Origin of the sequence: Pseudomonas jilinensis, assembly GCF_003586265.1 — a bacterium.
Classification (GTDB): Bacteria; Pseudomonadota; Gammaproteobacteria; order Pseudomonadales; family Pseudomonadaceae; genus Halopseudomonas; species Halopseudomonas phragmitis.
Genome location: NZ_QJSA01000008.1, coordinates 165,083 through 177,811, shown reverse-complemented (window position 1 = coordinate 177,811; position 12,729 = coordinate 165,083). Strand labels below are relative to the sequence as shown.

Here is a 12,729-nt window from a genome sequence, read left to right as displayed (position 1 = left end):
TTGGCTGCATATACGGTGCTGGCGGGAGCCAGCCCTATGACTCCCGCCTGCGCCGCTGGTTCCTCAGCGTTCGACGACCTCTGATTCGACTACCAGATCCAGTACGTAGGCCACAGACGAACTGTCCGCTGGTGGGTTGGCCACATCGAAGCGCTTGAGCCGCAGCACGTTGCGGATGCCGGGGCGGTGTTCGTAGCCCTGGATCTCCTGGTACAGGTTCTGCCACTCGCCGGTTGACTGCTTGATGCCGGTTTCGTCGTAGACCACTTCGCGCACATGCAGGCACTGGTGGTTGGGCATCAGCGGGTGCGGGCATTCAACGCGCTGGGCCTGCACTTCCATGAACATGATTTCACCGCTGCTGCCGTAAAGGGTTTCCGGCGTGGCTTCACCCTGCAGGTTCAGACGCTGGCCGTGAGTATTGGTCAGGGTCAGACGCGGCGGGATGGTACTGCTGAGTTGCACTTCCTGAGCGGTTTCCAGCTGTTGCTTGATGGCTGCCTCGCGCAGCATCACGGCTTCAGGGTCACAGTACATCATGGTCTGGACCAGTTGGCCGGGCGTCAGGGTCGGGCCTTCCAGGCGATAATCACCGCCGATCAGGTTGCAACTGCCGGCGATGCCGAGCTGGTTGTTGTTGAGGGTCAGTTGCAGCGGACGTTCGAAATCGCCTTCGAATGCCTCAACCGGGTTGCCATTGCGATCAGTGGCGCCCTGTACCACCCAGTAATAGGCTGCCAGTTGTTCAGCGCTGATCTGGGTAGGAGAGCTTGAGTCGGAGCTGGGGCTGCTGCAGCCGGTCAGTAGCAGGGCAAATGCCGGTGCGGTGAATAGGGAAATGCGTGCGATGGTGAGCATGTATTCATTCCTTTGTGTGATGAAGCATTCCGGTGCGGTAAACCAGAACGAGGGCTGCCAGGAGCCGGGTAGGCGGTCGGCATTGGCCCAGACTCATGATAGCAGCAAGCACCAGAAAACGGCGCGGGTTGCTGGCATGCCCTGTTTTGGATCGGCAAAAGGCGGCATTGGTTCGCGCTGATGGCTGAATGATTGCATTTGCGGGGGCCAGGCCGGGGTTGCCGGATGGTACGAATCTTGCCCAGCATTTTTATTAAGGAACCACTGAAAAACGTAGACGAGGCAGGCAAGACAAGGCAAAAACAGCCGAAAAAGCGCAGTTTACGCGGTGTAAATGAGCATTTTGACCGGGCTCGCGATCGAGGCTGTTTTTAACGCAGTATTGCCAACGCAGGTAGTTTTCAGTGGTTCCATGACAATCTGAATTACCGGGCCATGGCCCGGCAGGCAAAGGCGCCTGGACTTTCCATTTTGAATGGCGAGCCCGGGCGCCTTTTTTGTAGGGCTGGGAGTAGGGCGATGATGAGGTTGGCATATCCCCTGGCATTGTTGCTGGGTGAACTGGGTTTGACAGGTGTACGTCGTCTGCTGGCAGGCATGGTGGCGCTCGGGCTGATAGTGCAGTGGTGGGCACCAGCGTTGCCGGTGTGGCCGTGGCTGCTGCTGACGGGCTATCTGGCCTGGGCGACACTGTGGCTGGTATTCGCCGAATTGACCCGGCTGCAGCAGCGTTGTCAGCAACTGTGCAGCGACCCGGCAGGGGAGCCTCCGGTGGGCAGCCAGTGGCAGGCGCTGCGTCCGGTGGCTGAGTCTTTTCAGCAATTGCTGCTGCTTGAGCGTCGGCGTCAGCAGGCGTTGCAGCAACGGCTGGATGAAATATCGCATTCATCGCAGGAGTTGGAGCACAGCGCGGTGCTGGTCACGCGCAATGCCGAGAGCCAGAGTGAGGCGGCCAATACAGCGGCAGCGGCGGTCGAGCAGTTGAACGTCAGTATCCTTGACGTAGCGGCGCTGGCCGACCGCTCACGTCAGACCAGTGTGCTGGCCAGCGGTCAGTTGGACGAGAGCAGCCGACAGTTGGCGCAACTGCTGGAGCAGGTGTCGCAGATGAACCGACAGGCCTGCGCTACAAACGAACTGATGAGCCAGTTGGGTCAGTCGTCGGAGACCATCAACGCCATGTCCAGCGCGATTCGCACGATTGCCGAGCAGACCAATCTGCTGGCCCTGAATGCGGCGATCGAAGCTGCTCGGGCCGGTGAAAACGGGCGTGGTTTTGCCGTGGTGGCAGATGAGGTGCGGCGCCTGGCAGCCCACAGCCAGGACTCGGCGACTGAGATTGGGCGAAATATCGAGACGGTGCGCCAGCATATTCTGCAGGCAGGCAATCACATGTCGGCCTTGACCGAATTGGCTGAACACAGTGCCCAGGGCTCCCGAGCCGTGGCTGGTGTGCTTCAGCAGGTGCGCGAGAAAACCCATGAGCTGACCGAGCAGGTCATGCAGGTTGCCGTCAGCACCGGCCAGCAGGGCCAGGCGGTAGCGGAAATCGCCACCTTGGCCGACCGGGTACGTCAGGGCAATGCCGACAACCTCCAGGCTGCCGGTCAGGCCCGCACGATTGCTCACCATTTGGCTCATTTGACGGGGTGATGCAATGTCGATCAGCTTCAGCATGGTAATCGTTTTGGTTGTGATAGCGCTGCTGTCGGGAGTGATGCTGGCTCTGCACTGGCGTCGCCAGCGTCAGATCCGTACCGCGATTGCTCGCAACTTGCAGCAGTTACGCCTGTTGCGTGAGCTGCTGGCAGGGTTTCAGCGGCATCGGGGGTTGAGTCAGGGGTTGCTGGCTGGCGATCAGAGCCTGCGGGCCGATCAGGAAGCTGTGCGCGGGCAGTTGGATCGGGTTATTGCCGGAGCTGCGGAAATTGATGCACGGCATGCCGAAGCCTGGAGTGGGGTCATTGATCACTGGTCGCGGTTGCGTCAGGGGCGGGTGGCTGACCCGGCCAACAACCTGCAGCAGCACCATCTGATCATTCGTAATACTATTTTCCTGATAGAAGACATTGCCGCCGAGCGCGATCTGGGACAAGGGTTGATGGAGTTTGGCTATCTGCCGTGTATCTGGCGGGAGGTGGTTCAGGCGGCCGAATGGGCCGGGCAGGCCCGGGCTTTGGGGGTCGGAATCGCTGCCGCTCAGGCAAGCAGCCCTGAGCAACGTGTGCGCCTGCGGTTTTTGCATCAGAAGATCCAGCAGTTGTCCGATACTGCATTCACCGCCCTGGACCGTCAGCCGTTGCCCTCAGGGCTGCTGGAGCTGTCGTCCTGTCAGCGTGCGGTGCAGGAGCTGTTGTTTTGCATGGAGCAGAACCTGTTGAATGCCGAACGGCCAGGCATTGAGGCCAAGCGCTATTTTCAGCAGGCAACCCAGGCTATCGATGCCCTGTTGGCTCTGGTGGACGGGGCGCTGGCGCATGTTCAGCAAAGCCAGGCAAAACGGCTAAAGCCCATGTAGTACCCGGCTGTTACCCCGGATGGAAAAAACCGGCGCATGCTGTCAGCTCCACACCCTGGTACGGAGATGACCACCATGACCGACAAGAAACTTCTGCTGCTGGCCGGCGACTTTGCCGAAGACTATGAAACCATGGTGCCCTTTCAGGCCCTGAGCATGCTGGGCTATACCGTGCATGCCGTTTGTCCGGATAAGCAGGCTGGGCAAACGGTACGCACCGCGATTCACGATTTCGAAGGCGATCAGACCTATACTGAGAAGCCGGGCCATAATTTCGCCCTCAATTACGATTTTGATCAGGTCAGGGTCGATGACTATGTCGGCCTGGTAATTCCCGGTGGTCGAGCGCCTGAGTACCTGCGTCTGAACCCACGGGTGATCGAGATCGTTCAAGCCTTTAACCAGGCCGGCAAGCCGATTGCCGCCGTTTGTCATGGCGCGCAGCTACTGGCGGCAGCTGGCGTTCTGGAGGGGCGCGAGTGCAGTGCCTATCCGGCTTGTGGCCCGGATGTGCGCATGGCTGGTGGTACTTATATGGATATCCCGGTTGATCAGGCCCATGTTCAGGGCAATCTGGCTACCGCCCCGGCCTGGCCTGCGCATCCGGCCTGGCTGGCGGCCTTCGTCAAGCTGCTGGGCGCTGAGATTCGTCTGTAATCTGTCACGCGGGGCCGCCATTGGACCGATGGCGGCCCATCATTAAGGAGGTGGTCATGTGTGAGCTCTACGTCAAAGCTGACCCGATTCTCTATGAGTCGCGCTCCCGTTCACTGCGGATTCGCGGTGTTGTAACCACCCTGCGGCTGGAAAACCAGTTCTGGGACATTCTGCAGGAAATTGCCGAGGTCGATGGCATGACCACCAACCAGTTGATCAGCAAGCTCTACGATGAGGTTATGGAGTTGCGTGGTGAGGTGGTGAATTTTGCTTCCTTTCTGCGGGTCAGTTGTACCCGCTACCTGACCCAGCGCGAGGCGCGCCCGGTTCCGCTGGCGGTGGTTCGTCGTGTGGCGGGCTGACCTGATCATTCATACCCCTAGGTAGTATGGGTTTGTTTTCGCGACTGGAGTTGTCTGGGACGCGGTTTTGTATGTCCTGTCTGGCTGATGGCTAGTATGGCGCAAGGTTTGTGGCATTGTACCGTTTGTCGGCTTCACTGTTCGAAAAATGAACGCTAAGCGGGTCTGGCCACTCTTACAAGTGGCCAGACAAATCTTGTATTGAAGTCTGGAGTCAATTGAAAAAAGCAGTGCTCTTGTCGCGCATCGTTCTGCGTTAAGAGAAGTTTTTACTGTTACCAGAGGAAGCGGAATGAGGAGGTATTCATTCGCCGATCAGTAGTGCTATTGAGTTTGCTGAAAAGCAACGGATAAACGCACTGGAGTAGTTTCTTCAATGCACAGGTAAAACTTATGGATACTTCGCGTGGGGCGAGGGTCCAGATCTTGGAAAGAACAAGAGAGGCTTCGATGGAACTTTCTTTCATCTCGTCATTGGTTGAAAACCAGACCATCATGGAGTTTGTGCGGCTAGGGATTTTGTATGCGCATCTGATCGCTTGCTGTGTCGCCATCGGCAGCATTCTAAGTAGTGATTTTGCCATGCTCAAGGCCTTGATAAAGCAAGAAAAAAGCCCTGTTGCTGAGAGTTCTCACATGCAGCATCTGCAAACGACAGTATTCTGGGCGCTGGTGCTGCTGTGGGTAACCGGCCTGGCTATTATTGGTGTCGATATGCTGGGCAAAGGCGCTGAGTACCTGCTCAACCCTAAACTTCAGGCCAAGATTGCCGTTGTAATGTTGTTGACGCTTAATGGTATTTTTTTGCACCACAAGGTATTGCCGGCCATTCAGAAGGCAGGGTGTTTGTTGTCGATGTCTTTCGATAAGCGTACTTTTGCTTTACTGGCAGGAGTGGTTTCTGGAGTGTCCTGGTTTTATGCTGCGTTTTTGGGTATTGGTCGGGCGTTGTCCTGGAAGTATTCGCTGGTTGAAATACTGATTATGTATCCGTTGTTGATCGCCGGTGGATTTATGATGATGGTGCTGATAACTCAATGGGCAAAAGAGCGGGAACAGGGTGGTGAAGTGCTATTGCAGATGCAGCCTGCAAGGTAATGATTCACTAACCAGACTGTAGTAAGGGAACGCCCACTTCAATCCGGATTATCGGTTGGAGTGGGCGTTTTTTGTTGTCTCTATTTTACTGTACTGGGTATGTGGTCTCTTGCGTTAGGCCAGGCCGCCTTCAGGGGTGGGCGTTGAACCAGGCGAGGATTTTGCTGGGCGAGACGGAGAACCACTCATGCCCGCCCAGGGTTTCGGTATGCCGTGCGGTGGGGATGCCCTGATGCAGCAGACGATCGTAGTACAGGTTCATGCTCCACCATGGAACGGTCAGATCGACAAAGCCATGCAGGAAATAGGTGGGCGGGTGATCAGCCGGCAAGGTATCAGGTACTGAGCAGAGCGGGCCGCTGCAGGTGGCATAGGACCCTGCCTGGATCGCCAGGGCACGGAACTGGCCAGGAAACGATACGGCCATGCGACTGGTGTTGTAGCCTCCGCTGGAGATGCCGGTGGCGTATTTGCGCTGACCATTGAGCGGGCCGAAGTGGCCGTCATCGATAGCGCTAAAGACATTGGTCAGGAAGCTGAAGTCGGTACTCAACTCATAAAAGCTGGCCAGCCCGGGGATATTGGTATGCCAGAACAGGTCGGCAGGGGCGCTGGGGGCGATTACGGCATAGCCATTGTCCAGCAGGGTCTGTACCAGCTTGCCTTCATAAAAGCCGCCGTATGGGGCGTTGCTGTAGTAGGTGAAGTTGTTGAGTGGGAAGAAAGAGCCCTGATAAATCAGTACTACTGGCCAGCCATCTGCCGGTGGTGTACCGACGGGCAACTGATAGATGATCTTGCGTTGAGTAAAATCGCTGGACGCTATCCAGGTTGACTGGTAGCTGCAACTGATCTTGCCGGGCAGTAACAGGGTCCTCTTGCGTTCGTTACAGCGCGAATCGGCCCAGGCTTGTGATGCGCTTAGCATCAGGCAGAGCAGGGCAAGCCACTTCAGTGGCAATCGGGTGAGTGTAGCCATGGCGAACCTCCATTTTTGTCATTGTGAACGGGCCAAAAGCTGCAGCCCGGGAGTGTGCTTATCGCTCTATAAATAGGAATCAGAATTCCGATTCTGTCAAGGCGTCAGTTCATCCAAGCCCTGGTAATAAGTCTGTAACGGCTCTGAATCAGCATTCTTGGCTCATGAAGAAAATTTTCCGCAAAGACTTGTGAAGTGCCCAACTCACGCCTAATATATCGGAACCGATGTTCCGGTTCCGATAATAACAATACTTTGGAGGTCCTCGTGGCAACACAGGGAAAAGCGTGGGTGGCAGGTTGCCTGGCGCTGCTGACAAGCAGCCAGGTTCTGGCGTTTCAGACCCGCTCGGGAGACTGGTCGCTATCGCTCGATACGACCCTTTCCTATGGGGTCAATTACCGTATGCAGAAACAGGACAGCCGGCTTATTGCCCGCGCCAACGGCGGTCGGGGGGATAACAGCGCGCTGATCAATTCCGATGACGGCAATCTCAACTTCAAGCGTGGTGAGCTGTTTTCGGAAGTGGCCAAGGCTGTGTCCGATCTTGATCTGAGTTACCAGGAACGTTTTGGCGTGTTTGTACGCGGCCGGGCGTTCTATGACTTCGAGCTTGAGGACGATTCGCGGCGGCACCGGGACATCCCTAGTCGGGGACTGAATGATGCCGGCTCCAGTGTCGATCTGCTCGATGCCTTCGTGTATGGCAGCTGGACGCTGGCCGACCGGGCGCTGAATGCGCGGGTGGGGCGCCAGGTGATCAACTGGGGTGAAGGTCTGTTTGCCCAGAACGGTATCGGTGCGACCAATCCGGTCGATCTGAACGCTTTGCGGGCTCCCGGCTCCGAGCTCAAGGAAGCCTACATGCCGACGCTGATGGGCTATCTGTCGTTCGAATTGAGCGAGGGGCTGTCGGTTGAAGGTTACTGGCAGCCCAGCCGTGCCTGGGAGCGCACCCGCATTGACCCATGCGGCACCTATTTCTCCACGCTTGATGTGATCGGTGGTGGTTGCAACTACCTGATGCTACCGCCCCTGCAGGAGCCTTTGACCGGCGGGTTGGCGTTCGACAGTCCGGGTCAGGCCCAGGCCTTCGCCGACAGTCTGCCGGACTTGCCAGCCTTCGCTGCGCTCAAGGGATACCTGCCAACCACCTATATACCGCGTGAGCGGGACCACAAGGCCGATGGCGCCAGCCAGTATGGGGTGGCGCTGCGCTGGTTGGTGCCTGATCTCAATTACAGTGAGTTGGGCTTCTATTACCTGCGCTACAACATGAATGTGCCGATGCTCGGCCTGACCGTCGGTCAGCCGGTGGTCATTTCCGGAGTCGGTGTGCTGCCGGTGGGCACCAGCTCACGCTATTACGCCGAGTATCTTGAAAAGCGCCATCTCTATGGGCTCAGCTTCAATACCAGTTTGGGCGGCGACAGCTGGCTGAATGGCGTGTCGGTGGCCGGGGAGCTGAGTTATCGCCCGAATGCGCCGATCGCCCTGGGACTGGGGGAATACCTGCCAACGGCGCTGCTGGGCAACCTTGCAGGATTGCCGGTCGGTACGCGGCTGGATGGCTATCACGAGAAACCGATGTGGCAGGCGGCGCTGGTCGGCATCCAGAGCTTCAACGGCTTGCTGGGCTCGAATACCGGAACGCTGATGCTGGAACTGGTCGGTAGCCGGGTTCAGGGGCTTGATTCGCAGATCGATTACTACGGTGCCACATCCAGCGCCTGGGGCGCCCAGGGCAGCATGTCGCTGACCTATAGCAATGTCATGAACCTGTTCAACCTGATTCCCAGTGCCGGTTATCAGTATGGGATCAATGGCGTGGCACCGCAGTTGACCAATGGCCTGATCAAGCGGGCTCGCAGCTATTCGCTGGGAGTCGATGCGGTTTATCAGGAAGCGCTGACCTTCGGGGTGCGTTACGTCGGCTACGACGGCGGGGGGCTGGCGAACAAGCGAACCGATCGCGATTACCTGAGCCTGAGTGTCAAGTACAGCTTCTAACAGGATGAAAACAATGAAAAATACAGAGTCATTTCTGGTAGGCGCCTTTGCCTGCCTGTTGGCGGTCGGTGTGGCGCAGGCCAAGGTTGACCCGGCCCAGGTGGCGCGCCTGGGGCAGGATCTGACCCCGCTGGGGGCAGAGCGTGCCGGCAACGCTGCTGGCAGTATTCCTTCATGGGAGGGTGGTCTGGAGGCGTCAGCCAATGCCTTCCACGCTGAGCGCGGCTATATCGATCCGTTCATGATGGACAAGCCGCTGTTCACCGTGACGGCGGGCAACCTTGCCGACTATCGGGAGCAGCTCAGTCCCGGGCAAGTGGCGATGCTTGAGCGCTATGCCGATAGCTGGAAGCTGAATGTCTATCCAACCCGGCGCTCGGCATCCTATCCGGACAAGGTGTATGCCGCGGCCAAGGCCAATACGGCCACCGCTGAGCTGATTGATGACGGCAACGGGATTGCCGGTTTTAGCGTTGCGACGCCTTTCCCGATACCGGGTTCGGCACTGGAGGTGCTGTGGAACCACCTGCTGCGCTATCGCGGTGACAGCGTCAAGCGCTCCTATGCACAAGCGGTTCCGCAGCCGAACGGCAATTATTTCATGACCAGGATTGAGGATTATTTCCTCTTCAACGAGCACGCCGGCGATCACAACCAGCCCAACGGCAACATCCTGTTCTACTTCCGCCAGTCGGTACTGGCGCCAGCGCGGCTGGCCGGGACTGAGCTTCTGGTACATGAGACTGTGAATCAGGTACGCGAGCCGCGGATGTCATGGATCTACGCGGCCGGTCAGCGGCGGGTAAGGCGAGCGCCGAATGTGGCCTATGACTCGCCCGGCACCGCTTCGGACGGGATGCGCACCACGGACAACTTCGACATGTTCTCCGGCGCCCCGGACAAGTACGACTGGGAGCTGATGGGCAAGAAGGAGTTGATCATTCCATACAACAGCTACCGGCTGGCGGACAAGAGCAACCGCTACAGCGATATCGTCCAGCGTGGCCATGTCAATCCGGACTTGCTGCGTTATGAGTTGCATCGTGTCTGGCACGTACGCGCGACGCTAAAGGATGGGCTGCGTCATCAGTACAAGCAGCGCGACATGTACTTCGATGAGGACAGCTATCACCTGGTGGTGGTCGATCACTACGACAACCGCGACAACCTCTGGCGGCTGGGCGAGTCCTACACGATCAACCTGTATGACCAGCCACTGGTATGGACCAAAGGGGATGCGGTGTATGACCTGATTGGTGGGCGTTATGTGATCGGTCTTTTGTCCAACGAGGAGCCACCACACCAGTTCAACGTTGAACTGCGACCCAATGACTTCACGCCGGCGCAATTGCGCCGTGACAGCCGGCGTTAGGCAGAGTCAGGCTTCCAGGTAGTTGCAGATCAGGCGTGACAGCTCCCCGGCAACGCGAGTGCGGGGAGTTTCGCCCAGGGTTCCGACCATGGTGAAGTAGTTCATGCTGGCCAGCAGGACATGGGCGGCGAGGTCGGCAGCCTGAGCAGGGTAAGGGTGAGACAGCTCACCGCTGTGGGCCAGCACCAGCTCACGCAGGCTGTGGCCAATGTAGGCGTTGAGTTCATGGAAGCGCTGGCGGAACTGCAGGTCGGATGAGCTGCGCCGGATCAAGGCGCGCAGCAGACCTTCGTGCCCCTCGAACAGCTGGATGATGCCATGCACAAAGCCTTCGACCTGTTCGGTCAGTGGTGCGTCGTTGCGCTGCAGGTCAGCCAGCAGCTCACCAATTGCCAACTGGCTTTGTTCGACAAAACGCTGGTGAACGGCATACAGCAATACGTCTTTGTCTGCGAGCAGGCGGTAGAAGGTGCCGACCGAAGATTCGGCCAGTTGGGCGATCTGGGCAATGCTGGTTTCTTCAAAGCGGTTTTCGGCCAGCAGTTCGGCGGTCACATTGAGAAAGCGCTCCAGGGCTTTGCGGCTACGCGCCTGGGTAGGACTGGAAATGCTGTACATGGTGAGGTCTCTGTGAAAACCGTTTGATTCTATAGGCCCGCCGGGTGATTAGGCAAACGCGCCAGGACGCTGGCACAGGGACGAATCCGTGGCTGACGGCTTGCATCGGGGAACGCTAATGGCAGTCATGCCAATGACAGGATTCAAGGGGGAAAAGTGAACTTTATTCAGTTGAACAACGCGCGGATTGCTTACGTGCGCGAAGGACAGGGGGTTCCGGTCTTGCTGCTGCATGGGCTGGGCTCGTCGCTGCAGGACTGGCAGCCACAGATCAATGATCTGTCGCGTTACGCGCAGGTCTGGGCTCTGGACCTGCGGGGCCATGGCGACAGTCAGGCGCTGCGAGCGCCGGTCACAGTCGCGGAACTGGCGGGTGATGTAGCCGAGTTTATTGAAACGGTCGGCATTCAGGACTGCATTCTGGTCGGTATTTCCATGGGGGGGATGATCGGCTTTGAATTGCTGGCGCGGCGTCCGGAGTTGCTCGGTGGCCTGGTGGTCATCAACAGTGCGCCGAGCTTCCCGCTGGACAGTTGGGCTGTGCGTTTCAAGGTGGCAACCCGCCTGGCGATGATCCGTCTGCTGGGGTTGAAGACCTTGGGCCATGTGCTGGCGCACAAGCTGTTCCCACACCCGGAGCAGGCTGATCTGCGCCGCCGGGTGGCGCAACGCCTGGCCAGCAATGATCGGGTTTCCTACCTGCATGCATTGCGTGCCATCCTTGGCTGGGCGGCACCGGACTCGGTCAATCAGGCCGACGTGCCGGTACTGGTAGTGGCCGGTGATCGCGATTACACCCCGCTGGCGTTCAAACAGGCCTACACCGCGCAACTCTTGAACGCCAAGCTCGAAGTGGTGTGCGATTCCGGACATGCCACGCCGCTCGATCAGCCTGAGCAGTTGAATGCCTTGCTACATGACTTCATTCGGCGTGACTGCCCGCTCACCGAGGTTGCCGCTTATGTTCCCTAGGTCATGGGCATCAGCCCTGCTTGGAGTGTGGCTGGCGACGCCACTGGGGCTGGTGGCCGAAGGACTGCCAGACCCGGAAGCGGTGCGTCTGGATCAGTTGGGGTTGATGCAAGGCTTCCCGCCGCCAACTCAGGCGCAGATCACGCGTGACAACTACCTGCTGAACTACCCCAATTCTCGCTGGGCTTTTCATCATATGCGCGAGCTGCTTCCCAGCCGCAATATCGCGCGTGGACTGATGCCGCCGAGTCTGCTGCCGACTGGCGAAAGCCTGCGTGAGCGTATCGATGCCTTGGTTTTTGTCGGCCCGGATGATCAGCGACTGAGCTTTGCGCAATATCTTCGCAGCAGCTATGCCGATGCCACGCTGATCATGAAGGACGGCCAGGTCATCTACGAGGCCTATCATCAGGGCATGCCGGCAGAGTCACCGCATATGCTCTGGTCGCTCAGCAAGTCACTGCTTGGCGTGCTGGCGGCGCAACTGCTGGTTGAGGGCGTGCTGGATGAGCAGATGCTGGTCAGCGACTATATCCCGGAGTTGAAACACAGTGGTTGGGCCGGAGCTACCTTGCGCCAGGTGCTGGATATGACCGCCGAGGTCGCCTACAGCGAAACCGACCTGCAGTCCGATGTTCTGCAATATGGTTTTGCCGCCGGTTTACTGCCGACCCCGGCTCAGTACGCCGGACCGCAGGATATTTACAGTTACCTGGCCAGCATTGAGGCTGGCGGTGAGCATGGCCAGGGCTTTATCTACCGCACGGTGCATACCGAGGTGCTGGGCTGGATAATGCGCCGGGCTACCGGCATGTCGCTGGCGCAACTGTTCAGTGAGCGTCTGTGGCAGCCGATGGGTGCGGAGCAGGACGGTTATCTGCTGCTTGACCGGCTTGGTACCGAATGGGCTGGGGCCGGGTTCAACGCGACCTTGCGTGATCTGGCCCGGTTTGCCGAGATGATGCGCCAGGATGGGCGTTTCAACGGCCAGCAGATCATCAGTCCCGAGGTGATTGCCGATCTGCGCCGGGGGGCTGACCAGGATGCTTTTATTGCTTCCGGGCGTGATTACCAGCCGGGTTATTCCTACCGTAGCCAATGGTGGGTCAGTCACAACCCGGACGGGGTCTATGAGGCGCTTGGTGCTTACGGGCAACTGCTGCATATCAACCCTGAGGTCGGGTTGGTGGTTGTGCGGCTGTCATCGCACCCCCTGGCTCCGTCAGCGCATACCTTTGCGACCACTCGGCTGGCCATGCAGGCGCTGGCTGATCTGCTGCGTTGA

At 58.4% G+C, this 12,729-nt stretch carries 12 protein-coding genes; 9 read left to right on the top strand and 3 right to left on the bottom strand.

From position 1 onward, the window contains the following. Positions 1–63: 63 nt before the first annotated feature. Positions 64–858 carry an META and DUF4377 domain-containing protein gene (locus C2846_RS10590; protein ID WP_119701414.1) on the bottom strand — a complete coding sequence of 265 codons (795 nt, stop codon included), beginning with the start codon at positions 856–858 and terminating at the stop codon, positions 64–66. A gap of 435 nt (positions 859–1,293) precedes the next feature. Between C2846_RS10590 and C2846_RS10585 the strand changes: the two genes are divergently transcribed. From C2846_RS10585 to C2846_RS10565, 5 genes are all read left to right on the top strand, one after another. Continuing rightward, positions 1,294–2,511 (top strand): methyl-accepting chemotaxis protein, encoded by a 1,218-nt coding sequence (locus tag C2846_RS10585; protein WP_420849041.1) that lies wholly within the window; start codon positions 1,294–1,296, stop codon positions 2,509–2,511. A gap of 4 nt (positions 2,512–2,515) precedes the next feature. Further along, complete coding sequence (locus C2846_RS10580; protein ID WP_119701412.1) at positions 2,516–3,376, top strand: nitrate- and nitrite sensing domain-containing protein; 861 nt, start codon at positions 2,516–2,518, stop codon at positions 3,374–3,376. Positions 3,377–3,451: 75 nt separating this feature from the next. After that, a complete protein-coding gene (locus tag C2846_RS10575) occupies positions 3,452–4,033 on the top strand; it encodes a DJ-1/PfpI family protein (protein ID WP_119701411.1) in 582 nt (193 codons plus the stop codon). A 56-nt stretch (positions 4,034–4,089) separates the two neighbouring features. Next, positions 4,090–4,395 carry a ribbon-helix-helix domain-containing protein gene (locus C2846_RS10570; protein ID WP_080050870.1) on the top strand — a complete coding sequence of 102 codons (306 nt, stop codon included), beginning with the start codon at positions 4,090–4,092 and terminating at the stop codon, positions 4,393–4,395. Between the two features lie 450 nt (positions 4,396–4,845). After that, positions 4,846–5,493: a hypothetical protein gene (locus tag C2846_RS10565; protein WP_080051753.1), complete on the top strand. Its 648-nt coding sequence runs from the start codon at positions 4,846–4,848 to the stop codon at positions 5,491–5,493. Between the two features lie 130 nt (positions 5,494–5,623). Here the strand turns inward: C2846_RS10565 and C2846_RS10560 are convergent, their stop codons facing one another. Further along, positions 5,624–6,472: an extracellular medium-chain-length polyhydroxyalkanoate depolymerase gene (locus C2846_RS10560; protein WP_119701410.1), complete on the bottom strand. Its 849-nt coding sequence runs from the start codon at positions 6,470–6,472 to the stop codon at positions 5,624–5,626. Between the two features lie 291 nt (positions 6,473–6,763). Here C2846_RS10560 and C2846_RS10555 point away from each other — a divergent pair, with 291 nt between their 5' ends. Both C2846_RS10555 and C2846_RS10550 read left to right on the top strand, forming a co-directional pair. Continuing rightward, on the top strand, positions 6,764–8,482 hold the full coding sequence (locus tag C2846_RS10555; RefSeq protein ID WP_165443807.1) for a DUF1302 domain-containing protein: 1,719 nt from the start codon (positions 6,764–6,766) through the stop codon (positions 8,480–8,482). Between the two features lie 13 nt (positions 8,483–8,495). Further along, positions 8,496–9,854: a DUF1329 domain-containing protein gene (locus C2846_RS10550; RefSeq protein WP_080050867.1), complete on the top strand. Its 1,359-nt coding sequence runs from the start codon at positions 8,496–8,498 to the stop codon at positions 9,852–9,854. A gap of 6 nt (positions 9,855–9,860) precedes the next feature. Here the strand turns inward: C2846_RS10550 and C2846_RS10545 are convergent, their stop codons facing one another. After that, positions 9,861–10,472: a TetR/AcrR family transcriptional regulator gene (locus C2846_RS10545; RefSeq protein ID WP_080050866.1), complete on the bottom strand. Its 612-nt coding sequence runs from the start codon at positions 10,470–10,472 to the stop codon at positions 9,861–9,863. Positions 10,473–10,628: 156 nt separating this feature from the next. Here C2846_RS10545 and C2846_RS10540 point away from each other — a divergent pair, with 156 nt between their 5' ends. Together C2846_RS10540 and C2846_RS10535 are read left to right on the top strand one after the other, a co-directional pair. Beyond that, a complete protein-coding gene (locus C2846_RS10540) occupies positions 10,629–11,444 on the top strand; it encodes an alpha/beta fold hydrolase (RefSeq protein WP_119701408.1) in 816 nt (271 codons plus the stop codon). Beyond that, a complete protein-coding gene (locus C2846_RS10535; RefSeq protein ID WP_165443806.1) occupies positions 11,434–12,729 on the top strand; it encodes a serine hydrolase domain-containing protein in 1,296 nt (431 codons plus the stop codon). The genes C2846_RS10540 and C2846_RS10535 overlap by 11 nt, the downstream gene beginning before the upstream one ends.